Below are 26772 nucleotides of genomic sequence, written 5' to 3' on the forward strand. Positions count from 1 at the left end.
TCAACACACGCCGCGCCGCACCGAAAGTAATTTGAAGGATCCCCACATGGCCGTGACTACCGTCGCCCAATTCGCCGCCGAGCTGAGCAAGCCGGCGGGCACGCTGCTGGAGCAGCTGCATGCCGCGGGCGTCAAGAAGTCTTCCGTCGACGACTCGCTGAGCGAGAACGACAAGGAACGCCTGCTCGACCACCTGCGCTCTTCCCACGGCACTGCCGGTGCGGATCGCAAGAAGATCACGCTCGTCAAGAAGTCGACCACCGAGATCAAGCAAGCCGATGCCAGTGGCAAGGCCCGCACGATCCAGGTCCAGGTCAAGAAGACCCGCACCTTCGTCAAGCGTGACGACGAGGTCGCTGCCGGCCCCGACGACGCCGAACTGGTGCGCCGCGAGGAAGAAGCCCAGGCCCAAGCCACCGCGCTGCGTGCCCAGGAAGAGGAACTCGCCGCCAAGGTGAAGGCTCGCGAGGACGCCGAGCGCGCCGCGCGTGAAGCTGCCGAGGCGCGCCGCGCCGAGGAGCAGGCTGCCGCCGAAGCCGCCGCCAAGGCCGCTGCCGAAGCTGCCGCTGCAGCTGCCGCCGCCAAGCCGGAGGTCACGCCCGTCGAGCAGGCCGAGGCCCGCCAGCGCAATGCCGCTGCTGCCGCCGCCGAAGCTGCCGCGATCAACAAGGCCGCCTCCAAGCGCGGTGCCAAGGCCGCCGCGCCTGCGCCCGAGCCTGAAGTCGTTGCGCCGCCGCCGCCCGCACCTGCGCCTGAAGTCGTCGCCCCGCCACCGCCCGCGCCCGAAGTGGCCAAGCCGGCGCTGCGCGTCGTCAAGGCCGTCGATGCCGCTGCCGAAGAGAAGCAGAAGCAGGACGACCTGGCCCGCCGCCGCAAGGCCGCCGAGGACGAGGCCGCCAAGATCCGCGCGATGATGAATGCACCCAAAAAGGTGCTGGTCGCGAAGAAGCCCGAAGAGCCCAAGCCGGCCGAAGCCGCCGCGGGCATCAAGGGCACCATCCACAAGAAGGCCGGCACGCCAGGCGCAGCACCTGCTGCAGCGGGCGCAGGCGCCGGCAAGCCGGGCGACAAGAAGTCGGTCAAGTCCGAGAAGCTGTCGTCCAGTTGGGCCGATGACGCCGCCAAGAAGCGCGGCCTCAAGACCATCGGCGCCGGCCCCGCCGGCGCGAACCGCCCGGGTGGCGGCGGCAACTGGCGTGCTCCGGCGCGCGGTGGTGCCGGTGGCCGTCGTGGCGGCAATGACCGTGGTGGCAATGGCCAAGGCAACTTCCAGGCACCTGCAGAGATGCAGATCCAAGAGGTGCACGTCCCCGAGACGATCTCGGTGGCCGACCTCGCCCACAAGATGTCGGTCAAGGCCGCCGAGGTCATCAAGCAATTGATGAAGCTGGGCCAGATGGTCACCATCAACCAGCAGCTGGACCAAGAGACGGCCATGATCCTGGTCGAGGAAATGGGCCACAAGGCCTTCCCCGCCAAGCTGGACGATCCGGACGCCTTCCTGGAAGAAGAGGGCACCGCCGAGCAGGAGCACGAGTCGCTGTCGCGCGCCCCGGTCGTCACCGTCATGGGCCACGTCGACCACGGCAAGACCTCGCTGCTGGACTACATCCGCCGTGCCCGCGTCGCCGCAGGCGAGGCTGGTGGCATCACGCAGCACATCGGCGCTTATCACGTCGATACGCCGCGCGGCATGATCACCTTCCTGGACACCCCGGGTCACGCGGCCTTCACGGCGATGCGTGCCCGCGGTGCCAAGGCAACCGACATCGTCATCCTCGTTTGCGCGGCCGACGACGGCGTCATGCCTCAGACCAAGGAAGCCATCCACCACGCGAAGGCGGCTGGCGTGCCGATCGTGGTCGCGATGACCAAGATCGACAAGCCCGACGCCAACGTCGAGCGCGTGAAGAGCGAGCTCGTGGCCGAACAGGTCGTGCCGGAAGAATTCGGTGGCGAGTCGCCCTTCATCGGCGTGTCGTCCAAGACCGGCCAGGGCATTGATGACCTGCTGGAGCAGGTGCTGCTGCAGGCCGAAGTGCTGGAGCTGAAGGCGCCGGTGGCCTCGATGGCCAAGGGCCTGGTCATCGAAGCCAAGCTGGACAAGGGCCGCGGCCCGGTTGCGACGGTGCTGGTGCAGAGCGGCACGCTCAAGCGCGGCGACGTCGTGCTGGCTGGCTCCACGTTCGGCCGCGTGCGCGCCATGCTGGACGAAGACGGCAAGGCCTGTACCGAGGCTGGCCCGTCCATCCCGGTCGAAATCCAGGGCCTGACCGAAGTGCCGCAAGCTGGCGATGAGTTCATGGTGCTGGGCGACGAACGCCGCGCCCGCGAGGTCGCGACCTTCCGTTCGGGCAAGTACCGCGACGTGAAGCTGGCCAAGCAGCAGGCCGCCAAGCTGGAGAACATGTTCAGCGAGATGGGCGCCGGCGACGTGCAGACGCTGCCGCTGATCATCAAGAGCGACGTGCAGGGCTCGCAGGAAGCGCTGGCCGCTTCGCTGCTCAAGCTCAGCAACGCCGAGGTCAAGGTGCAGATCGTCCACGCGGCGGTTGGCGGCATCAGTGAGAGCGACATCAACCTCGCCATCGCTTCTAAGGCCGTCATCATCGGCTTCAACGTGCGGGCCGATGCCGGTGCGCGCAAGCTGGCCGAAGGCAACGCGGTCGATCTGCGTTACTACAGCATCATTTACGACGCTGTGGATGACGTGACCAAGGCGATGTCCGGCATGCTGGCGCCCGAGCAGCGCGAAGAAGCGCTGGGTACGGCCGAGATCCGCGTCGTGTTCGTCGCATCCAAGATCGGCACGGTGGCCGGCTCCATGGTCACCAGCGGCCTGGTCCGTCGTGGCGCTCGCTTCCGACTGCTGCGCGAGAACACCGTCGTCTACACGGGTGAGGTGGACTCGGTGCGCCGCGAGAAGGACGACGTCCGCGAAGTCAAGGAAGGCTTCGAGTGCGGTATCAAGCTCAAGAACTACAGCGACATCAAGGAAGGTGATCAGCTCGAATTCTTCGAGATCAAGGAAGTGGCCCGCACGCTCTGACCTCCAATCCCGAGGGTTAACCCCGCCCCTCGGGGCGGGGTTTGTTCTTTGTTGGCTGTCCGCGCGTGAACCGCGCAAACAGCCTGATCAGGAAACCTGCCATGAGACACAAACGCGCCATCCCCAACCGAGCTTTCCGAGTCGCCGACCAGATCCAGCGTGATCTGGCGGAGCTGATCCGCGAGCTCAAGGATCCGCGCATCGGCATGGCGACGATCAATGCGATCGAGGTTACGCCGGACTACGCCCATGCCAAGGTGTTCTTCTCAGTGCTGGTCGGTGACCCGAAGGAAACGCAGGAAGCGCTGAACGAGGCCGCGGGTTTCCTGCGCAACGGCCTGTTCAAGCGCCTGCAGATCCACACGGTGCCGACGCTGCACTTTCAGTTCGACCGCACCATCGAGCGTGCGGCCGAGATGAGTGCGCTGATCAACAGGGCCAACGCGACACGCGCAATAGAAGACGAGGAGCCGAATGACTGAGGCCGTCGTCACCGCCAAGCCTGCCCGGGTACGCATCCAGCGTCGCCCGCTGCACGGCGTGTTGTTGCTCGACAAGCCGCTGGGCTTGTCGAGCAACGACGCGTTGCAGAAAGCCAAGTGGCTGCTGCGCGCCGAGAAGGCCGGGCATACCGGCACGCTGGACCCGCTGGCGACGGGCTTGTTGCCGCTGTGCTTTGGCGCGGCCACCAAGTTCAGCCAAGTCAGCCTCGACGCCGACAAACGTTACCTCGCGACCCTGGCCCTGGGCATTCGCACGACGACGGGCGACGCCGAAGGCGAGGTGCTGGAGCGCCGTGACGCCGACGGCATCACGCAAGCGCAGATCGCTGCCGCCTGCGCCGCCTTCACCGGCGAGATCGACCAGATGCCGCCGATGTACTCGGCGCTCAAGCACGAGGGCAAGGCGCTGTACGAATACGCCCGCGCCGGCATCGAGATCGAACGCAAGAGCCGTCGCGTGACGATTCATGCCGTCGACATCGTCAGCGTGCAGGCTGGTACCGTGACCCTCGACGTCCGTTGCACCAAAGGCACCTACATCCGCACGCTGGCCGAAGACATTGGCACTGCACTCGGTTGTGGCGCTTCGCTTGCCGCACTGCGCCGCACCGGCTCCGGCAGCCTGACGCTGGACGGCAGCATCACGCTCAGCGGCCTGGAAGCCCTGCCCGAAGAACAACGCGCCGCGCTGCTGACCTCGCCCGACCGCCTGCTGGCCGAAGCCCCCGAGCTTCGTCTGCCTGCCGACGAGGCCGCACGCTTCCTGTCTGGGCTGCGCCGCCGCGTGACCGCAGCCGACGCCGAGCGCGTGCGTGTCTACGGCCCCGAACCCCGCGCCTTCCTCGGCAGCGCCCACATCTCCTCTGGCGAACTGATCGCCGACCGCCTGTTGACCCCGCCGGAGGTCCAGGCTCTGCTTTCCGCCTGACCCGGTTTTCTTCCAAGCATCACCATGACCACCCCGATCCGCAACATTGCCATCATTGCCCACGTCGACCACGGCAAAACCACCATGGTCGACCAGCTCCTGCGCCAGAGCGGTACCTTCGCCGACCACGAAAAGGTCGTCGACACCGTCATGGACAGCAACGCCATCGAACGCGAGCGTGGCATCACCATCCTGGCCAAGAACTGCGCGGTGTCGTGGGGCGGCACGCACATCAACATCGTCGACACGCCCGGACACGCGGACTTCGGCGGTGAAGTCGAGCGCGCACTGTCCATGGTCGACGGCGTCGTGCTGCTGATCGACGCCCAGGAAGGCCCGATGCCGCAGACGCGCTTCGTGACCAAGAAGGCGCTGGCACTGGGTCTCAAGCCCATCGTCGTGGTCAACAAGGTCGACAAGCCGGGCGCCAAGCCCGACGCCGTCATCAATGCCGCTTTCGACCTGTTCGACAAGCTGGGCGCCACCGACGAGCAGCTCGACTTCCCGGTCGTCTACGCCTCCGGCATCAACGGCTGGACCTCGCTGACCGAAGGCGCGCCTGGCGAGCAATGGGGCCCCGATATGTCGGCCCTGTTCGACACCGTGCTGAAGCACGTGCCCGCCCAGTCGGGTGATCCCGCTGCTCCGCTGCAGCTGCAGATCTCGGCGCTGGACTTCTCCACCTTCGTCGGCCGCATCGGCGTGGGCCGCATCAGCCAGGGCACCATCAAGACCGGCATGCAGGTCGTCGTGATGGAAGGTCCGGACGGCAAGGCTGTCAACGGCCGCATCAACCAGGTGTTGACCTTCCACGGCCTGGACCGCGTGCAGGTCACCGACGCCGGCCCGGGCAACATCGTGCTGATCAACGGCATCGAGGACATCGGCATCGGCGTGACCGTGACCGACCCGGCCAACCCGTCGCCGCTGCCCATGCTGAAGGTCGACGAGCCGACGCTGACGATGAACTTCTGCGTCAACACCAGCCCGCTGGCCGGCCGCGAAGGCAAGTTCGTCACCAGCCGCCAGATCTGGGACCGCCTGCAGAAGGAACTGCAGCACAACGTGGCCCTGCGCGTGAAGGAGACCGACGAAGACGGCATCTTCGAGGTCTGCGGCCGCGGTGAACTGCACCTGACCATCCTGCTGGAAAACATGCGCCGTGAAGGCTATGAGCTGGCCGTCTCCAAGCCGCGCGTGATGTTCAAGGACGTCGACGGCGAGAAGCAGGAGCCGATGGAGCTGGTGACAGCCGACGTGGAAGAAATCCACCAGGGCGGCGTCATGCAGGCGCTGGGCCTGCGCAAGGGCGAAATGCTCAACATGGAGCCGGACGGCCATGGCCGCGTGCGCCTGGAGTACCGCATCCCGGCCCGTGGCCTGATCGGCTTCAGCAACGAGTTCATGAACCTGACCCGCGGCTCGGGCCTGATCTCGTCGATCTTCGACGGCTACGAGGCCCACAAGGGTGACATCGGCGGCCGCAAGAACGGCGTACTGATCTCCATGGACGACGGCGAAATCTTCACCTACGCCCTGGGCAAGCTGGACGATCGCGGCCGCATGTTCGTCAAGCCCAACGACCCGGTCTACGAAGGCATGATCGTTGGCATCCACAACCGCGACAACGACCTGGTCGTCAACGCGACCCGCACCAAGCAGCTGACCAACTTCCGCGTCTCCGGCAAGGAAGATGCGATCAAGGTCACGCCGCCGATCGAGCTGACGCTGGAGTACGGCGTCGACTTCATCGACGACGACGAACTGGTCGAGATCACGCCCAAGAGCGTGCGGGTTCGCAAACGCTTCTTGTCCGAGAACGAGCGAAAGCGTGCTCAGCGAAGCTGACACGCTTTCGCTGGCGCGGCGCCTTGAGCTCCCCCCAGCCCCCCTTCAGGAGGGGGTTCTAGTCAGTTGATTGCCCGCGCCCCGAAAGGGGCGCTCTTCGTTGATGAGCCACCGGTCTGCTGTTTTGCTGATGCTGCTGGTCACGCTGATGTGGAGTTCGGCGGGCGTGGTCACGCGGCATCTGGACGCGGCGCGGGGCTTCGAGATCACGTTCTGGCGCAGTGCGTTCAATGCGCTGGCGCTGGTGCTCATCCTTGGCGTGATGCGGGGCAGGGCGCTGTTCGGCAGCCTGAAGGGCCGCGCGGTCTGGGCCTCAGGCCTGTGCTGGGCTGTCATGTTCACGGCCTTCATGGTCGCGCTGTCGCTGACGACGGTGGCCAATGTGCTGGTCACGATGTCGCTGTCACCGCTGTTCACGGCGATATTTGCGCGGCTCTTTTTGCATCAGCCGATTCCGGCCCGCACCTGGTGGGCCATTGCCGTGGCCGGCGCGGGCATCGCGTGGATGTTCGGTGGTCAGCTGGGCGGGCCGCTGTTGGGCGTCATCGTTGCGCTGGGCGTGCCGCTGGCCGCCGCCAGCAATTGGTGCCTGCTGCAGAAGGTGGGGCAGGGCGACACTGACATGCTGCCCGCGGTGCTGATCGGTGCTGTGATCTCCATGGTGTTCACACTGCCGCTGGCCTGGCCGTTGCAGGCCAGTGCGCACGACCTGTCCCTGCTGGGTTTTCTGGGCGTCTTCCAGCTTGCCGTTCCCTGTCTGCTGGCCGTGCGCCTGGCGCGCGAGCTGCCGGGCCACGAACTGGCCCTACTCGGCCAGGCGGAAACCCTGCTCGGCGTGCTTTGGGCCTGGGCTTTTGCGGGCGAACACCCAGGCAGCGCGGCCCTGATCGGCGGTAGCCTCGTGCTTGCGGCGCTGATCGCCAACGAAGCGCTGGCGCCTCCTACTGTCAAACCCGCCTCCTTGAATAACGCATGAGTGACCTGATCCCGACCCTGGTGTCTGACGGCCATATCCTGGCCGACGTCAACGGCTGTCTCGGCCTCATCACGCTGAACCGCCCGCAAGCGCTGAATGCGCTGTCGCTGGCCATGATCCGCGACATGACGGCGCTGCTGCGCCACTGGGCGTCTCGACCGGAGATCCAGGCCGTCGCAGTGCTCGGTGCGGGCCGCGAAGGCAAGGCGCCGGCCTTCTGCGCGGGCGGCGACATCCGCTTCTTCCACCAGGCCGCTCATGCCGGTGACCCGGCGCTGGAAGACTTCTTCACTGAGGAATACCGCCTCAACCACCTGATCCACCACTACCCCAAGCCCTATATCGCGCTGATGGATGGCATCGTCATGGGCGGCGGCATGGGTATCAGCCAGGGCGCCAAGCTGCGCGTGCTGTCCGAGCGCTCCAAGCTGGCGATGCCCGAGACCGGCATCGGCCTCTTTCCCGATGTCGGTGGTGGCTACTTCCTCGCCCAATGCCCCGGCCACGTCGGCGAATGGTTGGCACTGACCGGCCAGGCCATTGCGGCCGGCGACGCCATCGAATGGGGCCTGGGCGACGTCTATGTGCCGGCGGCGCAATGGGCCGACCTTGTCGAAGCGCTGAGGGCCAGCCCCCAGCCCAGCGCCGAGCACGTCATCGCGACCGTCATGGAGTGTGCCGATCTCGCCCCCACCGCCGACCCCAAGGCCGCCGCCGAACGCATCGACCGCCATTTTGGCGAGCCGACACTGGCCGGCATCCTGGCATCCCTGGCCGCGGCCGATGACGACTGGGCGCACCAGACCCGCGAGACGCTGTTGACCCGCTCGCCAACCATGATGGCGGTGACGCTGGAGCTTGTGCGCCGCGGCCGCAAGCTCGGCCTGGCCGACGATCTGCGCCTGGAGCGTGATCTGGTGCACCACGCCTTCCATTTGCGCGGCGCGGCCCGCAGCGAGACCGTCGAAGGCATTCGCGCGCTGGCGGTCGACAAGGATCACGCACCGCGCTGGAGCCCAGCCTCGGTCGCCGATCTGGACGCGGGTGAGGTGGCCGCCTTCTTCGTCAGTCCCTGGCCTGCGAACGAGCATCCGTTGCGCGACCTGAGCTGAAGCTGTCGCCCCCTGGATCGGGGGTTGGCCTGGCGCGGGCATCTCCACACACTCGCGAAAATTTTTCACGTTCGACGGAGACAACAATGCGCAAAGTGCTCATGACGGCCTTGCTGGCCACCGGCCTGTTCGGCCAGGCTGCCCAAGCCTCGCCGGTGCTGTGGGATTCCGCCTCCGGCGGCAATGACCACTACTACGAGTTCTTCGACGCCAACGTCAGCTGGGACGATGCCTTCACGGCGGCCCAGAGCGCGAGCTATCTGGGCATGACCGGCTACCTGGCCACCATCACCAGCGCCGGCGAAAACCGCTTCGCTTCCGTCACCGTGGCCGGTGGCATCCTGGCATGGCTGGGCGCTTCGGACGCCGGCAATGAAGGCACTTTCACCTGGCGTGATGGTCCCGAGAACGGCCAGGCCTTGACCTACACCAGCTGGAATCCGGGCGAGCCGAACAACTGCTGCGGTGGCGAGAACTACCTGCAGACCAACTTCGGCGCCGTCATGGGCTGGAACGACCACGGCGGCCCGGGCAATGCTGGCCAGATCAACGGCTATCTGGTCGAGTTCAGCGCCGCCCCCGGCACCGTGCCCGAGCCGGCCAGCCTGGCCCTGGTGATGGCGGCCGCCCTGGCGGGCGTTGGCGTGTCCCGCCGCCGCAACCGCTAAGCCCTCACGGTTCAGCATTTCTCAACGCCCGCGTCAGCCCGACGCGGGCGTTGCCATTTGCGGGCCGGGATAATCCGCTGCGTGACTGCTTTTTCTCCCTGGCGCCTGTCCGTCGCGCCGATGATGGACTGGACCGATCGCCATTGCCGCCATTTCCATCGGCTCATCACCCGCCATGCGCTGCTCTACACCGAGATGGTGACGACCGGCGCCTTGCTGCATGGCGACCAGCCGCGCCATCTCGACTTCAACGACACCGAACACCCGGTCGCGCTGCAGCTGGGTGGTAGCGAGCCCGCTGACCTGGCTGCCTGCGCCAGGCTCGCCGAGCGCTGGGGTTATGACGAGGTCAACCTGAACTGCGGCTGCCCCAGCGAGCGAGTGCAGAAGGGCGCCTTCGGGGCCTGCCTGATGGCCGAACCCCAGCTGGTGGCCGACTGCGTCAAGGCCATGCGCGATGCCACCTCGCTGCCGGTCACCGTCAAGCACCGCATCGGCATCGACAAGATTGAGAGCTACGACTTCGTCCGCGACTTCGTCGCCACCGTTGCCGAGGCCGGCTGCGAAGTCTTCATCGTGCATGCCCGCAATGCCTGGCTGCAGGGCCTTTCACCGAAGGAAAACCGCGAGATCCCACCGCTGCGCTACGAGCTGGTGGAGCAGCTCAAGCGCGAATTCCCGCAGCTGACCATCGCCATCAACGGCGGCCTGAAGACGCCGGACCAGATCGCCGAGCAGCTGGCCGTGCTGGACGGCGTCATGATCGGCCGCGAGGCCTATCACGAGCCCTGGAGCATGGCGCAGTGGGACTCGCGCTTCTTCGGCCAGCCTGACCCGGCGGCGTCGCGCGAGCAGGTCGAAGACGCCTGGCTGGATTACCTGGATCGCGTGCATGCCGCTGGCCGCTCCTGGTCCCATGCGATGCGCCACGCGCTCGGCCTGTGGAACGGCACGCCCGGCGCACGCCGCTGGCGCCAGGTCTGGAGCGACCATCGCCTGAAGACCCTGCCGCCGCGTGAGGTGGCCGAGCGCGCGAACGCGGCGCGTGTGCAAGGCACGTCGGTCGCGGCATGACGACCGGCCGCGGCGCGGCCCTCGGCGAGCATGTGAGCATGCATCCCTCCATGACCCGAACCGCCGCCCTGGCGCTGTGCCTCGCCGTGGCGGGCAGTGTCCATGCCGCACCCTGCAAAGAACAGCCGGGCGCTGCCGCCCGCCGGCAAGCCGTCGAGCAGGGCCTGCTGCCTGCGGTGGTGTTCGATGGCGAAACACAGCCGCAGACACTGGCCGCTCGCATGGCCGAGCACGGCGTGCCCGGCCTGGCCGTGGCGGTGCTGCGCGGCGGTGAGGTGGACTGGGTGGCCGTGTACGGTCGCCGTGCGATGCAGGCGCCGGCTGTCAGTTGCGCCACGCTGTTCCAGGCCGGCTCACTGGCCAAGCCCGTCACGGTGCTTGCCGCGCTGCGCCTGCAGGACGCCGGCCGGCTGGACTGGGACCGCGACGTCAACGGCCTGCTCACGTCGCTGCGCCTGCCTGCGGGCCGGCAGGCGCCCGATTACCCCGTCACGTTGCGTGGGCTGCTCGCGCACACCGCGGGCATCACGCCGGGGGGCTACCCCGGCTACGCCCAGGCCGGCCCCGTGCCGACAGTGTTGGAGGTGGCGACCGCGGCACCGGGCACGAACACGCCGCGGCCCGAGGTCGTGCTGCCGCCCGGCGAGCAGCTGCGCTATTCCGGCGGCGGCTACACGCTGGCCCAGATCGCCATGCAGGATAGCCAGAAGCTGGCCTTCGAGCCGCTGATGCAGCGCTGGCTGTTCCAGCCGCTTGGCCTGCGCCATGCCACGTTCGCACTGCAGCGCCAAAGCGCCGGTGGCGATGTGGCGGCCGGCCACCAGGGCGACGCCGCGCCGGTACCGGGCGGCTGGCTGCACCTGCCCGAAAGCGCCGCGGCCGGCCTGTGGTCCGACGCGGGCGACCTCGCCACGCTGCTGACGGAACTGCGCAAGGGCTGGCAGGGCCGCAGCCAGGTGTTCCGCCAACCCGGCGTGCGCACGCTGCTTGGCACGCCTGTCGAGGGGCATCTCTACGGCTTCCGGCTTATCGGCGAAGGGGAACAGCAGGTCCTCGTCCACTACGGCGGCACGACGGGCTACAACGCCGGCATGGCCATCAACCTGCACACGGGTGATGGTGTCGTCTACCTGGCTAACGCCGATGCGGGCCGGGCGCTGAGCGCTGAACTGCTGGCGGCCGTGTCACGCGCCTATGGCTGGACGCAGTTCCGCGAGACGCGCGTGCGCCGGGCTGCCGTGGACGAGGCGGCTCTGCAAGGCCTCGCTGGGCGCTACCTGTTCGCCGCCATGGGGGTGCGCGTGCAGATTGAACAGGCCAAGGCGCAGCTGACCCTGGTGTTTCCCAACGGTGACCGTCTGGCGCTGACGCCCATCGCCGCCGATGGCGTGCCGCTGCAGTTCATCCATCCCACCGGCGTGCGCGTTGGCTTCCAGCGCGGTGAGGCCGGCGCGGTGACGATGCAGCTCTATGGCGACCAGGGCATTCGCGAGAGCTCGCCATGAGGGGGTGGTGACGGTGCAGTGGCGCGCCTGGGCCGCAGCACTGTGCCTGGCCGCCGCGGCGGCGGTGACGGCGCAGCCGCTCGCGCTCGGCGTCGTCCTGGTGCCCGGTGGTTTCGGGGCTGGCCGCCAGCCCGACGGCAACAGCCTGCTGCTGCAGGGCGATCAGGGCTGGCTGCTGATCGACAGCGGCCGCCACCGCGCTCATGCCGAAGCGGCGCTCGCGGCGGCGGGCGGGCAGGTGAGGGCGGTGCTGAACACGCATTGGCACCTCGACCACCTCGGCGGCAACGCCTGGTTGCGTTCGCAAAGGCCTGGGCTTGAAGCCTGGGCGTCGCCCGCGGTAGCGAAGGCGCTGGCGGCCGATGGCTGGCTGGACCGCTACCGCCGCCAGCTGATGGAGGCCATTCCCACGGCACCGGCCGATCAGGCGGCCGTCATGCGCGTTGACCTCGAACTGCTGAACCAGGCTGCGGCCCTGCGCCCCGATCGTGAGATTGGGACAGCCTCGGCCCGGACCATCGCCGGCCGCCGCCTGCAGATCGGCATCGAAACCGCCGTCAGCGGTGGCGACTTGTGGGTGTTGGACGCGGCCACCGGCACACTGGCCGCTGGCGACCTTGTCACGCTGCCGGTGCCCTTCATGGACACCGCCTGCCCACCCGCCTGGCGCGAGGCGCTGGTGCGCCTCTCCGCCCAGCCTTTCCAGCGCCTGGTACCCGGCCACGGTCCGGTGATGAGTCGCGCGGACTTCGAACGTTGGCGCGGCGGTTTCGAGGCCTTGCTGGACTGCGCCGGCCAAGACCTGCATCCGGCCGCCTGCGCCGCCGTCTGGCGCTCGCGTGTGGACAGCTGGCTGGACGATGCCGGCCGAACCCGCGTCAATGGCATGCTTGGCTACTATTTCAAGACCCTGCTGCAAGCACCGACCGAACAACGTGAGCGATTTTGTCGACGACCCTGACATCGGCCCGGTCCTGCCTCTGGACGAGGCCTTGTGGAGCCACAGTTTTGACACGGCACTGGGCCGCTGCGGCGTTGTCTGGAGCGAGCGCGGCATCGTCGCTTCTCTGCTGCCTGATGCCAGCCCGGCGCGACTGAAGCGCCGACATCCCACCGCCGAACTGACGACGGAGCTGCCCGCCCACATCGCCCATGCCGTCGATGGCATTCGCGCACTGCTGGCCGGCGAGGCGCGTGACCTCGGCGACGTCGTCCTCGACGAGCGCGGCATCCCCGAGTTCCGCCGCCAGGTGCATGCGCTGACCCGCGCCATCCCGCCCGGGCAGACCCGCACCTACGGCGAGATCGCCACGGCCCTCGGCCAGCCCGGTGCGGCGCGCGCGGTCGGCCGCGCCGAGGGCGACAACCCGTTTCCGCCCATCGTGCCCTGCCACCGCGTGATGGGCGCAGGCGGCGAGCCCACGGGATTCTCGGCGCCGGGCGGCGTGGAGACCAAGCGGCGCATGCTGCTCATCGAGGCCCGCGCCGTCGGCCAACTCGCGGGCGATCAGCAGAAGTTGTTCTGACCGCGACAATCGCGCATGTCCTTTTCTTCCCTGGGCCTCTCGCCCGCTCTGCTACGCGCTGTGCGCGAAGAGGGCTATCACGCGCCGACCGCCGTGCAGTCAGCTGCGTTGCCTCCCATCCTGGCCGGTGCCGACGTGCTCGCGCTGGCGCAGACCGGCTCCGGCAAGACCGCCGCCTTTGTGCTGCCGCTGCTGCAACGCCTGGTCGCCGCGCCGCCTCGCCCAGGCCCGCGTGCGTTGGTGCTGGCGCCGACGCGTGAGCTGGCCGCCCAGACGGCCGAGCTGATGCGCAACGTCGCCGCGCTGCTGATGCACCGGCCCAAGGTGGCGCTGGCCTTTGGCGGCGTGTCCATCAACCCTCAGCTGATGGCGCTGCGCGGCGGCTGCGACGTGATGGTGGCCACGCCGGGCCGCCTGCTGGACTTGATCGACCACAACGGCCTCACGCTGGCCGGCGTGGAATGCCTGGTGCTGGACGAAGCCGACCGGCTGCTCAACGCCGGCTTTGCCGACGAGTTGCAGCGCGTGCTGGCGCTGGTGCCCGCACGGCGCCAGACCCTGCTGTTCTCCGCCACCTGCCCGCCTGCCGTGCAGGGGCTGGCCGAGCAGTTGCTGCGCGAGCCGGTGCGCATCGACATCCAGGAGGCACCGCCGCAGATCACGCAGCGTTCCATCCAGCTCGACCGCGCCCAGCGCCTGCCCGCACTGCGGCAACTGCTCAAGGATGAGGCCTGGGATCGCGCGCTGGTCTTCGTCGCCAGCCGCTACACGGCCGAGCTCGTATCGGACAAGCTTTTCGCCCATGGCTTCAAGGCCGGCGCCTTGCATGGCGAGCTGAGCCAGGGTGCACGCAGCGACGTGCTGGCGGCGCTGAAGAACGGCAGCGTCAAGGTGCTTGTCGCGACCGACGTGGCCGCGCGCGGCTTGCACGTCGATGCGCTGGACGCGGTCGTCAACTACGAGCTGCCGCGCTCGGCCGCCGACTACACCCACCGCATCGGTCGCACCGGCCGCGCCGGCGCCACCGGGGTGGCAGTCAGCTTCATCTGCGCAGACAGCGCCGAGAACGCCGAGAGCCACTTCCGCCTCATCGAGAAGCGCCAGGGCCAGCGCGTGCCACGCGAGCGGCTGGAGGGCTTCGAGCCCGAGGCAGTCGCCACCGAAGCCCAGGCCATCGGCGGCATCAAGAGCACGACGCGCAAGAGCAAGAAGGACAAGCTGCGCGAGGCCGCGGCGCGTGGGGAATGAGCGATGGGCATTGAGATCGAACGCAAGTTTCTCGTCACCGGCGACGGCTGGCGCTCGCCCACCGAGCGCCAGACCCGCTTCAGCCAGGGCTATCTGAGCCGTGACCCGGCCCGCACGGTGCGCGTGCGCATCGCCGGTGAACGGGCCTTCCTGACCATCAAAGGTGCGACCCAAGGGGCCACGCGGGCCGAGTTCGAGTACGAGATTCCGCTCATTGATGCCCGACAGCTGCTGGCGCTGTGCGATGGCCCGCTCGTCGAGAAGATCCGCCACCTGTGCCCGCATGAGGGCATGACCTGGGAGGTTGACGAATTCCTGGGAGCCAACGCCGGCCTCGTGGTTGCAGAGATCGAGCTGGCAGCCGAGGGCCAGGTCTTTGCCCGGCCGGACTGGCTGGGTGCCGAAGTGACCGGCGACGGCCGATACGTCAATGCCAACCTGGCGGTGAACCCGTTCACGCGCTGGCCGGCCGGCCGGGCCGCGGACTCGTAACACGGCGAGTTCGACACCCATGGCCCGCGCCGGGCCATGACGCAGGTCAAAGCGGACGCTCATCCTCGTCTGGCGCCTCGTCTCTCGCCTGCCTACACTGCAAGAGTTCGGCGATACATCTGGAGACAACGTGAAACACGCTCCAACGCTCCGCCCGAGGCTCCCGCAGACAGTAGTCGCGCTAGCCACTCTAGCGATGGCCGTCGCCGCACACGCGCAGGACACGCCCTTGAGCGCTGGACCTGCCGCCAGCGCCCCCTCGTCCGCAGCGCCAGCTCCGTCGACGCCCCCGGCGGCCAACCGCCTGAGCCTGGACCGGATGGTGGTCACCGGCACGGGTGTGGCCCGCCGCAAGTTCGACACGTCTTACGCCGTTTCGAGCCTGTCATCTTCGGACATCGACAAGCTCGGGCCGCTGAACACGGCGGATCTCCTCGGTCAGGTGCCGGGTGTGCAGGCCGAAGCTACCGGCGGCGAGGCCCAGAACATTTATCGCGTGCGCGGCATTCCGAACGAGTCGAACTTCTTCACGTTCCAGGAAGACGGCATGCTCATCTACGGGGAGAACGACGGGTACTTCTTCAAGGGCGACGTCATGCTGCGCCCGGACCTGATGACCCAGAACGTCGAAGTCGTCCGTGGCGGGCCGGCGCCGATATTTGCGGACAACGCGGCCGCCATCCTCAACCTGATCACGCGCCAGGGCGGTGAAGTGGCGGAGCACGGCGCCCGACTCACGCTGGGCGACACCGGCCTGTACCGCTTCGATGGCTTCGCCTCCGGCAAGCTGGCCGACCGGACGTATTACGCCTTCGGCGGCTTCTACCGCAAGCACCGGGGCTACCGTGACAACGGCTTTCCCAGCGACACCGGCGGCCAGTTGCGGCTGAACATCCGGCACAGGCTGGACAACGGTGAAGCCAGGTTTTTTGCCAAGGTCTTCGACGACAGCAATGTGTTCCTGCTGCCTATTCCCGTGGCAGACCCGCGCGATCCGTCAAAGTCGCTGAACCCCTACATCGACTACTTCAAGGGCACGCTGAATTCGCCCTACCTGCGCAACGTCAAGTTCATCTACCCGACCGTGGGCGGCGCGGGCAGTGCCACCGAATCGCGTGACCTGTCCGACGGCCGGCACCTGCGCTACTTCAACACCGGCGCTGATCTCAACCTCAACCTGGGTGGATGGCAGCTCAGCGAGAAGCTGAGGCTGACGAAAGGCAAGCTTGACTTCGATGCCCTGTACTCGACCGTCAACCCGGCGGACGCCAACACCTTTGCCACCAGCTTCCTGACTGCCTCGCGCACGGCGTTCGGTACTGGCGTCAACCGCCTGGGCTATACCTACGCCGGCCAGTCCGCGGCCTACGATCCGTACGCTGCATCGGGCCTGGTTGCGCAGGCGGGCTACCGCTCGATCCAGAACGACTTCAACACCATCGCCAACGACCTGCGCGTGACCCGTGACTTTGAACTTGCAGGCCGGCACAGCCTGACCGGCGGCCTGCTGCTGTCGCGCTACAAGTCCACGATGAACCTGCGCTTCCAGGACTTGCTGCTGGAGTTGGCCGGCAAGCCCCGGCCGCTGGACCTGGTCGCCTATGACGCCGGCGGCGCCGTGCTGGGCCGCGTCACCGACAACGGCGTGCTGCGCTACTCGTCCACGCTGATCGGCGGCGAGTCCACGGTCACCCAGACATCGGTCTACCTGGCCGATACCTGGAAGCCGGCGCCGCAGACCGCGCTTGATTTCGGTGTCCGGCGCAGCGGCTACAAGGGTGACGGCTACAGCAAGAACACGGCCCGGTACGACCTGGGCAACGCCGCCACCCTGGCCGACAACTCGACGCTGGGTTACACCGGCGTCAACGCCCCGCGCCCGATTGACGGCCACCCGACCTCCTGGACCGTCGGTGTCAATCAGGAGCTCACGCGAGCCATGGGCGTGTATGCGCGCGCCTCCGTGGCCTACCGTCTGCCGGGCGAAATCAACGTCTACACATTCGCTGCGCCGACGACGACCAAGGCCAAGCAGTACGAGGCCGGCTTGAAGTACTCGACCGAGCCGTTCTCGGCTTTCGCCACCGTCTTCCTGAGCCAGTTCAAGCCCTTTGCGACGACGGTGGCCGAAATCAATCCCGCCACTGGAACCATCACGAATCAGGTCTTCATCGGCGACGTGAAGAGCCCTGGCGTGGAGTTCGAATTCTCGTGGCGCCTCATTTCAAGTTTCACGTTGGACGGCGCTGCGACCTACAGCCCGGCCAAGTCCGGCAACATGGTCAGCGCTGCAGGCAACCAGTCGCTGACGACCGAAGGCAAGTTGCCCATCCGCCAGCCCAAGGCCTGGGGCAACATCCGTCCCACTGTCCACTTCGCCGTGGCGGACTGGCAGGCCAGCGCCTACGCCCGCTTCAACTTCACCGGAAGGCGCTACGTCGATCTGCAGAACACGACGGCGCTGCCGGCCTACCAGACCCTGGCGCTGGGCACGTCGGCCAGCAGGGGCGGCACCACCGTGCAGCTGATGGTGGACAACGCCACCAACGCCAAGGGCCTGACCGAAGGCAACCCGCGCGCCGATGCGGTGGCCGGGCAGGGTTCGGCCGATGCCATCTATGGCCGACCGCTGTTTGGCCGCAATGTTCGCCTGACGCTGACCCAGGAATGGTGACTCGAGCGGCACAGGGGCCGGTACGGCCAAACACCAATCCGCGGACTGGAGATGTGGAATAGAGTGGGATCGAGGTTGGTGAGCACGGCTTGGCTCGATTCGGTGGGTTGCGCAAGGCCCTCCGATATCGACGCACCCCCGGCCTCATGGAGGCGACATGACTCTGAGCAGGCTCATGGGTGCATGCCTGGTGCTGTTGACCGGCTGGATCCCGCTGGCACAGGCCGCTGACGGCCCGGAGGCCAACGCGCCCGTCAGGCCCGAGAGCACCACCGTCACGGTTGGCCAGGCCAACGATGTCCCCGTGCCGCGTGTGCTGCCAGCCTGCGCGCCGGGTACGTGCCTGTTTGCGGGTCAGAAGGTGACGGTGATCGCCACCAAGAGCGCGATCAGCGTGGCGCTGCTCGAAGTGAAGCAGGAGTTCGAGGCGGCCACCGGTGCTCAACTCGACATCGTGCGCTTGGCCGGTGTGGAGCACTACCCGACCATCATCTCGGACATGACCAACCACACCGGCAAGTACGACGCGTCGATCGCCGCTGCCTGGTGGGTCGGCGACATGGTGGCTGGCGGGCACCTGCTGTCGTATGAGAAGTTCTACAACGACCCGCGATTTCCGAAGTGGGACATCGACGACGTACTGCCCGGCCCGCGCACCCTGCTGTCCTACGGCGGCAAGAAGTACATGGTCGCCTACGACCACGACGGTCAGGTGCTGTACTACCGGCGCGACCTGCTGAATCACCCGCGGCACCAGGCGGCGTTCAGGCAGAAGTACGGCTACCCGCTGGCGGTGCCGCAGACCTGGGCGCAGTTGCGCGATGAGGTCGAGTACTTCAACGGCCAGGACATGAATGGCGACGGCACGCCGGATCACGGCATCGTGCTGGCGCTGCAGCCGGGCAGTCAGGGCATGTTCAATTACATGACGCTGTCGGCCTCCTTCGTCATCGGCCCCACCAATGCGCGGCTGTACTGGTTCGACCCGCAGACGATGGAGCCGCTGATCAAGAGCCCCGGCCACGTGCGCGCCCTCGAGTTGTTCGTTGAATTGGTGAAGTTCGGCCCGCGCGAGATGCTGACCTGGAACCATGGCCGTGGCTGGGACCATTTCCTGGCGGGCCGCGCGGCGTTTGCGCTCACCTGGGGCGACCTCGGCGCGCTGGCTCAACAACAGGGCAGCAAGGTCAGGGGCAAGACCGGCGCTGCGCCGGCGCCCGGAACGCACGCGTACTACGACATAGCGCGGGGCAAATGGACCAGCACCGCAGGCGTCAACCAGGTCGGCAACACCAGCGGTGCCTCCTGGGCCGGCGTGATTTCCAAGTATTCGAAGGTGCCCGAGGCCGCGTACTTCCTGCTGGCGCTGCTGGCGGCGAAGGAGAAGTCGCAGGTCTATGCGGCGCGGGGCTGGGACGGCGTCGATCCGGGGCGCAAATCCCAGATGCTGCCGCCTGAAGGCACGGGCAGCCTGGCGCCGTATCTGCGAGCGAACTGGGACCCGGCCGACGTCCGCGACTATCTCAGCGCGTTCGAACGCACTTTCAGCAACAAGCAGCAGATCCCCTACCTGCGAATCCCTGGAACCTACAGCTATGTGCTGGCGCTGGATCTGCGCCTCATGCAGGCGGCGGCCGGTCAATTGAGTCCGGCAGAAGCGCTCGAGGCCGCTGCCGTCGATTTCGAAGAGATCACGATCCGGCTCGGCCGCGAGCGGCAACGAGAGGCGTATCGAACTTCACTGGGCTATTGATCACGGGCATGCGCTGGAATTTCCGGGTAGCGTCACTGGGCATCGGCACCAAGCTGACCGTCGGCGTCGGGGTCCTCGTCGGGCTGACGCTGCTGGTGGTGGCACTCGCCATCCTGGCGGGCCGCAACGCCAGCCGGGACATCGAAATCAGCGAAGGCCTGCGGGCGCCGGCCTCGCGGGCGTCGGCCCAGGCGCAGGAGGCGCTGCTGAGCATGCAGTTGCACCTGCGCGGCTTCCTGGTGCTGTCTGACCGCGAAGACATCGGGCACTACCACGCAGCACGCGGGGCGTTCGAGAGCGCGCTGACATCGCTGGAGGGCTTGGCCGACGGCTGGGAGGAGGGCGAGCGCAAGCAGGTGCAGGCCTTGAACGAGCGTTACGCGCGCTGGAAACGCCTGCCGCCACAGCTGTTCGAGCTGCACGAGGACACCTTGCGCAACCGGCCGGCGCTGCGACTGTCGAGCATGGACGTGCAGGCGCAGCGGGTGCGTGTGCTGGCCGAGACCGAGGCCATGATCAAGTTGCAGAATTCGCGCCCTGCCGACGCGGTGAACCGCGAAGTGCTGGCGGAGATGCTCACCTTCCAGAGTTCGTTCGATGTGCTGGCCACCAACGTGATGGCGTTCGGCGCCTCGGGCGAAGGCAACTTCAGGCTGACGTACAGCTCGCAGCTGGTCACCAATGCGGCCTTGTGGGACGGGCTCTACGCCCGTCGCCCCTTGCTCACGCCTGCGCAGCGCGCCCACCTGGACCGCATCGCGGCGGCGCGGGCCGCGCTGACCGAGCTGACCCTGCGCATCCGCATGATCCAGGACAGCGCGCGTGCCTACGAGGACCTCTACCTGTATCGGACCGAGGTCGTGCCGCAGGCGCAAGGGCTTCTCGACCTGCTGCACCAGATCACCGCCGAGCAGCAGGCGCAGTTGCAGACCGAGCTGTCGCGGGCTCGGGACAGCCTGGCCCGCTCGCGTGCCCAGACGGCTGTCGGTGGCCTGGCTGCGCTGGCATTCGGTGCAGCCTTGGCGTTCCTGCTTCGGCGCAGCATCGTCGGGCCGGTGCAGCGCCTGACCCAGGTGGCGGCACGGATCGCCGCCGGAGACCTCACCGCCCAGGCGCCCGTCGAAGCGCGCGACGAGACCGGCATGCTGGCCACCAGCTTCAATTCGATGACGGCCCGCCTGGCCCACACGATTGCCGACCTCGAAGCCGCGTACAGCGAAGCGCAGCAGGCCAAGAACGTCGCCGAGCTTGCCAACCAGGCCAAGAGCAGCTTCCTGGCCAACATGAGCCATGAAATCCGCACGCCGATGAACGCGATCTTGGGCATGTCGCACCTGGCGCTGCAAAGCGGCCTCAACCCGCAGCAGCACAACTACATCCAGAAGGCGCATGCGGCGGCGGAATCGCTGCTGGTCATCATCAACGACATCCTCGACTTCTCCAAGATCGAGGCCGGCAAGCTCGACATCGAGACGATCCCGTTCAGCCTTGGCGACGTGCTGGACAACCTGAGCAATGTGGTGGGCCTGAAGGCCGACGAGAAGGGCCTGGAGCTGCTGCTGGACCTGCCGCTCGCGGTCCCCCGGGCACTGGTGGGCGACCCATCGCGCCTGGGCCAGGTGTTGCTCAACCTGGGCAACAACGCCGTCAAGTTCAGCGACAGCGGCGAGGTCATCGTCGCCGTGAAGGTGGTGGAACAGGACGGCGAATCGGCCCGGCTGCGCTTCACCGTGGGTGATTCCGGCATCGGCATGAGCCCTGAACAACTGCAACGCCTGTTCCAGCCCTTCACGCAGGCCGATGCCTCGACCAGCCGGCGCTATGGCGGCACCGGCCTCGGGCTGGCGATCAGCCGCCACCTGGTGAAGCTGATGGGCGGCGAGCTCACCGTCGAGAGCGAGCTGGGCCGCGGCAGCCGTCTGCACTTCGAGCTGCATTTCGGGTTGCAGCCCGGCGCTGCGGACGCAGCCATGGACACCAGCCTGCGCGGCACGCGTGTGCTGGTCGTCGACGACAACGCCGCCGCGCGCGAGCTGCTTGCGACGATGTGCGGCACGCTGGGCCTGCAGGTCGATACCGCCGCTGGCGGCGAAGAAGCGTTGCACCGGGTGATGCAGGCCGACGCGGGCGACGCACCCTTCCAATTGCTGCTGCTCGACTGGAAGATGCCGGGCATGGACGGCGTGGCCTGCGCGCAGGCGCTGGCCCAGCAGACCGAGCTGCGCCACCCGGCACCGCTGGTGATGCTGGCCACGGCCTTCAGCCGCGAAGAGGTGAGGCAGCGCCTGGCCGAGCACAAGCTGCGGGCCGGCGCGCTGCTGACCAAGCCGGTCACGCCCTCGACCTTGCTGGATGCCTGCGCTGCCGCACTCGGACGCTCGCTTGCCGTCCCCACGCGCAATGCGCGGCGCGAAGAAGCCCAACTCGACCATCGAAAGGCGCTGGCCGGTGCCCATGTGCTGCTGGTCGAGGACAACGCGATCAACCAGGAACTCGCCGTCGACCTGCTCAGCCGCGCCGGTATCGTCGTCAGCGTCGCCGGCAATGGCGAGGAAGCGCTGCGCAAGCTGGCCAGCGAGCGTTTTGATGCGGTGCTCATGGACTGCCAGATGCCCGTCATGGACGGTTATGCAGCGACGCGGGCGTTGCGCCAGCAGCCGGCGCTGCAGGCGCTGCCCGTGATCGCCATGACCGCCAATGCGATGGTCGGCGATCGTGAAGCCGTCATCGCGGCGGGCATGAACGACCACATCGCCAAACCGATCAAGGTCGATGAGATGTTCGCCACCCTCGCGAAATGGGTCAAACCGAGCGGGTTGGTGGTGGTGGGCAACGACAGCAGCGCCGACGCGTTGCAGGCGCTGAACGGCATCGACGCGCATTGCGGCTTGGCCAATGTCGGCGGCAACGGCGTGCTGTACCGCCGTGTGCTGAGCATGTTCCGCGACCGCGAGGCCGATTTCGCGCAGCGTTTCAACGCCGCACGCCGTGCAGGCGACGCCGACGCCGCCATGCGCGCCGCGCACGACCTCAAGGGCCTGTCCGGAACGCTCGGCATGCATGCGGTGCAGGCCGCTGCCGCTGCGTTGGAGCGGGGGTGCCTGCATGGCGCGCGCGACGCCGAGGTGGACGCCATGGTGCATGACGTGGCGAGCCACCTCGACAAGGTCGTCGACGAGCTCCGGGCCGTCGAGAGTGAGACCGCGCAGGCCGCGTGATCGTCATTGCCAGGCTGCGGCGACGCCTTCAGTGAATCCGGCCACCGATGGCCCACGTAGGACAAGCAAGCGAATGTCATACGCGGGAAATGCTGGTGCCCGAAGATGCGTCGCCTGGCCTGCGTCCGCCTCGGTCCCTTCGTCATCACGCCCGTGCCATCCACCCTGTCATCACTGCTCCATCGAACGCGTGCTGCCGTCCTGGTGCTGCTGCTCGTCGTGTTGCCGCTCCAGGGTATGGTGCAACTCGTTGCGGGCCTCCAAGGTCACAGGCATGTGCATATCGGCACGGCGACTCGGCATGACGCCGTGCTGGCGGGCCTGACCCAGCCACTGCGCGCCCTGCTGGACCATCTGCACGCCGCACAGGACCCGCGGCTGCAGGGCTCCAAGCGCTCTCAGGTGCTGAGCAATGGGCATGGCGCGGAAATGCACGAGCATGGGGGTGTCTTTCACAATCACTCCCAGCACGACGCCGACGTGCTCGAGGTCGGCGATCCGGCTGACGACACCGCCCAGGGCGCTGTGACGGCCTTCCTCGCCTGGCTGCCGGCCGGCTTGACCTTGCCGGTGGGCGAGGGCGGCGATCACCCTGCCGCGACCTACCTCGATTGGCGCGACCGTGTCGTCGCGCCGCCGTTGACCCCTCCTCGCGGCTGATCGACAGGCGCCTTCGCGTGCCATGGCGCTTGCTGCGCCAATCCGATCCCCTGACTTCCGCCCGTCCTGACCGGACCCAGCGGTGCCTGCGTGCGCGCAGGCTTGCCGAGAACTCCCATGTCCAAACATTGCCGCTTCCAGCCGACGCTGCTGGCCGCCGCCTGCCTGCTCGCCGCCTCCGCAGCCCAGGCCGAACCCTCAGCCGTGCTTGAAAAGGTCGAGATCACCGGCCGCCATTACGACAACGCCGTCGGCAGCACCGACGCCGCGTCCCAAGGCACCATCCGCGCCGAGCTGCTGAAGAGCCGCCCCGCGCTGCGCCCGGGCGAGGTGCTGGAGTTCGTGCCCGGCCTCATCGTCACGCAGCACTCGGGTGACGGCAAGGCCAACCAGTACTTCCTGCGCGGCTTCAACCTTGACCATGGCACCGACTTCGCCACCACCGTCAACGGCCTGCCGGTCAACATGCCGTCTCACGGCCACGGTCAGGGCTACTCGGACCTGAACTTCCTGATCCCCGAGCTCGTCGACCGCATCGAGTACCGCAAGGGCCCGTACTTTGCGAAGAACGGCGACTTCGCCGCCGCCGGCTCGGCCGACATCGCCTACCGCAACACGCTGGACGAAAGCTTCGCCGCATTGACGCTGGGCCAGCGCCAGTTCCAGCGCTTTGTCGGCGCCGGCTTCACGCACCTGGGCGACATGCATCTGCTGGGCGCCATCGAGGTGCAGCACAACGACGGGCCGTGGCAGTTGCCCGAACACCTGCGCAAGACAAACGGTGTGCTGATTCTTTCGGGTGGCACGCGCGCCGAGGGCTGGAGCACGAGCCTGATGACCTATGACGCCCGGTGGACCTCGACCGACCAGGTGCCCGAGCGTCTCATCACAGCCGGCAGCTTCAACGGCCAGCCGTTCGGCCGCTTCGATGCCATCGACAAGAGCGACGGCGGCGAGACGCGCCGCAGCAGCCTGTCCGGTGAATGGCATCGCAATACCGGCACAGAGACCACCAACGTCGCGGCCTATGCGATGAACTACCGGCTCAAGCTCTTCTCCAACTTCACCTACGCGCTGGAGCGGCCCGACGACGGCGACCAGTTCCTGCAGCAGGACAGGCGCAGCGTCTACGGCGCCAATGCCAGCCACGCCGTCGACCACCGCCTGGGCGACCTGCCGGCCCGCAGCGAGATCGGCCTGCAGCTGCGTCACGACCGCATCCGCGTCGGCCTTTACGACACCGTGGAGCGCCGCATCACCGCAACGACGCGCGACGACGAGGTGCGCGAGACCGAGCTTGGCGTCTACGGCCAGACCTCGGTCGAGCTGACGCCCTGGCTGCGCGGCGTCGTCGGCCTGCGCGCGGACGAGGCGCGCTTCAAGGTGCATAGCTACAGTAACGCCGCCAACTCCGGCAGCGCCTCGGCCCACCTGCTGTCGCCCAAGTTCTCGCTGATCGCCGGGCCGTGGGCCAAGACGGAGTTCTTCTTCAACGCGGGCCGCGGCTTTCACAGCAATGACGCGCGTGGCACGACGGCCACCATCGACCCCAAGACCGGAGACGCGGTCGACAAGGTGCCGGGTCTTGTCGCGGCGCGCGGCCTGGAGCTGGGTGCACGGACCGAATGGGTGCCGGGCCTGCAGAGTTCGGTCGCGATCTGGAAGCTGGACTTCGACTCCGAACTCGTCTATGTGGGCGACGCGGGCGCGACCGAGGCCACCCGGCCCAGCAAACGTCATGGGCTTGAGTGGAACAACCGCTATGTCCCTGTACCCTGGTTGCTCATCGACGCCGACCTGGCCTGGACGCGTGCCCGTTTTGCCGATTTCGACCCCGCGGGCAACCGCATTCCCAATGCCGTCGACAAGGTCGGATCGATCGCCGTCACGCTGCGCGACCTTGGTCCCTGGTCGGCCAGCCTGCAGTGGCGTTACCTCGGCTCGGGCTCGCTGGTCGAGGACAACAGCGTGCGCTCGCGCTCGTCGCTGACGACCAACCTGCGCGTCAGCCGCAAGCTGTGGGACAAGGCCGAGCTGACGGTGGACGTGTTCAACCTGATGGACCGCAAGCTCAACGACATCGAGTACTTCTACGAGTCGCAACTGCCCGGCGAGGCGGCGTCGGTGGCCGACCGTCATGTCCACCCGGCCGAGCCGCGCACGGTGCGGGTGACGCTGAAGATGGGGTTCTGAAGAGACGACGATGCGCGCGTTGCTGCCCCGCTGCTGATCCGGGCTCTTGAAGCGCTTTTGCACGCGGCCCGGCCCGGGCAATGCACTGGAGTCATGCGCCTTCTGAAAGCGTGAATGCCGGATCGGTATTCATGCTGGCCCGTTTCTCGCATCTACTCGCGCTGGTTTCTTTACAACCAGAGGAGAACCCTGCATGCAATCCATGACCTTCGGCCTGCGCGCCGCCTGCGCCGCGCTGCTGGCGGCCAGCGCCTTCGCCGGCTTGCCGGCGCTGGCCCAGACCGCCAAACCCACCGTGGTGATCGTCGCCACCGGCGGCACCATCGCCGGTGCTGGCGCCTCGGCGTTGAACAGCGCCACCTACCAGGCTGCCAAGGTGCCGGTGGACAAGCTGATCGCCGGTGTGCCCGAACTGGCCAGCGTGGCCAACGTGCGCGGCGAGCAAGCCTTCCAGATCGCCTCCGAGAGCTTCACCAACGACAAGCTGGTGACCCTGGGCAAGCGCGTTTCCGCGCTGCTGAAGGACCCGGAAGTGGGCGGTGTGGTCGTCACCCACGGCACCGACACGCTGGAAGAGACCGCCTTCTTCCTGAACCTGGTGGTCAAGAGCGACAAGCCCATCGTGGTGGTCGGCTCGATGCGGCCGGGCAGCGCGATGTCGGCCGACGGCATGCTGAACCTGTACAACGCGGTGGTGGTGGCGGCTTCGCCCAGCGCCAAGGGCAAGGGCGTGCTGATCACCATGGCCGACGACATTCTGTCCGGCCGTGACACAGCCAAGCGCGTGAACATCAAGACCAGCGCCTTTGGCAGCCAATGGGGTTCGCTGGGCATGGTGGTCGAGGGCAAGACCTTCTGGTTCCGCAGCCTGGCCAAGCGCCATACCGCGAACTCCGAGTTCGACATCGACACCATCGACGCGCTGCCGGACGTGTCCATCGTCTACGGCTCGGGCAGCATGAACATGGCGCTGTACGACGCGGCGGCCACGCCGGGCGTCAAGGCCATCATCAACGCCGGCACGGGCAATGGCTCGGTGCCCGACTACGCGGTGGACAAGCTCAAGTCCATCCGCGACAAGGGCGTGCTGGTCATCCGCTCCAGCCGCGTGGCTGACGGCATCGTGCTGCGCAACGCCGAACAGCCCGACGACAAGTACGACTGGGTGGTGGCCCACGACCTGAACCCCCAGAAGGCCAAGATCCTGGCCGCCGTGGCCCTGACCAAGCCGCAGACCACCGCTGAGCTGCAGCGGATCTTCTGGGAATATTGATCTAGCGGAGCGTGCCGAGAGCTTGCGCGGCTGACGGCACCGTTGTGGCGTGCCTGCCGGTGCCGCGCCAAG

Annotated in this window: 19 protein-coding genes; all 19 read left to right on the forward strand. The window is 67.5% G+C overall.

The features are described 5' to 3' along the window. The first annotated feature begins 46 nt into the window (after positions 1-46). The 19 genes from infB to ACXJLH_RS01145 all read left to right on the forward strand — a co-directional run bounded on the left by infB (position 47) and on the right by ACXJLH_RS01145 (position 26700). Positions 47-3049 carry a translation initiation factor IF-2 gene (infB, locus tag ACXJLH_RS01055; protein WP_056196705.1) on the forward strand — a complete coding sequence of 1001 codons (3003 nt, stop codon included), beginning with the start codon at positions 47-49 and terminating at the stop codon, positions 3047-3049. 101 nt (positions 3050-3150) lie between these two features. Further along, a complete protein-coding gene (rbfA, locus tag ACXJLH_RS01060) occupies positions 3151-3531 on the forward strand; it encodes a 30S ribosome-binding factor RbfA (protein WP_457390026.1) in 381 nt (126 codons plus the stop codon). Beyond that, complete coding sequence (truB, locus tag ACXJLH_RS01065) at positions 3524-4480, forward strand: tRNA pseudouridine(55) synthase TruB (protein WP_457442194.1); 957 nt, start codon at positions 3524-3526, stop codon at positions 4478-4480. Before rbfA ends, truB begins: the two co-directional genes overlap by 8 nt. Before the next feature lie 24 nt (positions 4481-4504). Further along, positions 4505-6328 (forward strand): translational GTPase TypA, encoded by a 1824-nt coding sequence (typA, locus tag ACXJLH_RS01070; RefSeq protein ID WP_056196714.1) that lies wholly within the window; start codon positions 4505-4507, stop codon positions 6326-6328. Positions 6329-6431: 103 nt separating this feature from the next. Beyond that, positions 6432-7304 carry a DMT family transporter gene (locus ACXJLH_RS01075; protein ID WP_457442195.1) on the forward strand — a complete coding sequence of 291 codons (873 nt, stop codon included), beginning with the start codon at positions 6432-6434 and terminating at the stop codon, positions 7302-7304. Beyond that, positions 7301-8416, forward strand: a complete 1116-nt coding sequence (locus tag ACXJLH_RS01080) for an enoyl-CoA hydratase/isomerase family protein (RefSeq protein ID WP_457355797.1) — start codon at positions 7301-7303, stop codon at positions 8414-8416. The genes ACXJLH_RS01075 and ACXJLH_RS01080 overlap by 4 nt, the downstream gene beginning before the upstream one ends. Positions 8417-8502: 86 nt before the next feature. Then, positions 8503-9084: a lectin-like protein gene (locus ACXJLH_RS01085; protein ID WP_457325510.1), complete on the forward strand. Its 582-nt coding sequence runs from the start codon at positions 8503-8505 to the stop codon at positions 9082-9084. 120 nt (positions 9085-9204) lie between these two features. Then, the gene (dusA, locus tag ACXJLH_RS01090) at positions 9205-10158 is read left to right on the forward strand and encodes a tRNA dihydrouridine(20/20a) synthase DusA (protein ID WP_457442420.1); all 954 of its coding nucleotides are present in this window, start codon (positions 9205-9207) and stop codon (positions 10156-10158) included. Between the two features lie 50 nt (positions 10159-10208). Further along, positions 10209-11663 carry a serine hydrolase domain-containing protein gene (locus ACXJLH_RS01095; protein ID WP_457442196.1) on the forward strand — a complete coding sequence of 485 codons (1455 nt, stop codon included), beginning with the start codon at positions 10209-10211 and terminating at the stop codon, positions 11661-11663. Between the two features lie 7 nt (positions 11664-11670). Next, positions 11671-12624, forward strand: a complete 954-nt coding sequence (locus ACXJLH_RS01100; protein WP_457442197.1) for an MBL fold metallo-hydrolase — start codon at positions 11671-11673, stop codon at positions 12622-12624. Then, positions 12599-13189, forward strand: coding sequence for a methylated-DNA--[protein]-cysteine S-methyltransferase (locus ACXJLH_RS01105; protein WP_457355803.1), 591 nt, complete (start codon positions 12599-12601; stop codon positions 13187-13189). Before ACXJLH_RS01100 ends, ACXJLH_RS01105 begins: the two co-directional genes overlap by 26 nt. 15 nt (positions 13190-13204) lie before the next feature. Beyond that, positions 13205-14437, forward strand: coding sequence for a DEAD/DEAH box helicase (locus ACXJLH_RS01110; protein WP_457442198.1), 1233 nt, complete (start codon positions 13205-13207; stop codon positions 14435-14437). Positions 14438-14440: 3 nt separating this feature from the next. Further along, entirely contained in the window at positions 14441-14929 is a 489-nt protein-coding gene (locus ACXJLH_RS01115) for a CYTH domain-containing protein (protein ID WP_457442199.1), read from the forward strand. Between the two features lie 229 nt (positions 14930-15158). After that, positions 15159-17603 carry a TonB-dependent receptor gene (locus tag ACXJLH_RS01120; protein WP_457442200.1) on the forward strand — a complete coding sequence of 815 codons (2445 nt, stop codon included), beginning with the start codon at positions 15159-15161 and terminating at the stop codon, positions 17601-17603. Between the two features lie 175 nt (positions 17604-17778). Beyond that, positions 17779-19356: an ABC transporter substrate-binding protein gene (locus ACXJLH_RS01125; protein WP_056196740.1), complete on the forward strand. Its 1578-nt coding sequence runs from the start codon at positions 17779-17781 to the stop codon at positions 19354-19356. Between the two features lie 8 nt (positions 19357-19364). Beyond that, positions 19365-22574, forward strand: a complete 3210-nt coding sequence (locus tag ACXJLH_RS01130; protein WP_457442201.1) for a response regulator — start codon at positions 19365-19367, stop codon at positions 22572-22574. Between the two features lie 276 nt (positions 22575-22850). Continuing rightward, positions 22851-23234, forward strand: coding sequence for a hypothetical protein (locus ACXJLH_RS01135; protein WP_457442202.1), 384 nt, complete (start codon positions 22851-22853; stop codon positions 23232-23234). A 117-nt stretch (positions 23235-23351) separates the two neighbouring features. Continuing rightward, the gene (locus ACXJLH_RS01140; protein WP_457442203.1) at positions 23352-25427 is read left to right on the forward strand and encodes a TonB-dependent receptor; all 2076 of its coding nucleotides are present in this window, start codon (positions 23352-23354) and stop codon (positions 25425-25427) included. A 202-nt stretch (positions 25428-25629) separates the two neighbouring features. Then, positions 25630-26700: an asparaginase gene (locus tag ACXJLH_RS01145; protein ID WP_457442421.1), complete on the forward strand. Its 1071-nt coding sequence runs from the start codon at positions 25630-25632 to the stop codon at positions 26698-26700. The last annotated feature ends 72 nt before the right edge of the window (positions 26701-26772 follow it).

Source organism: Roseateles sp. P5_E4, from assembly GCF_054049255.1.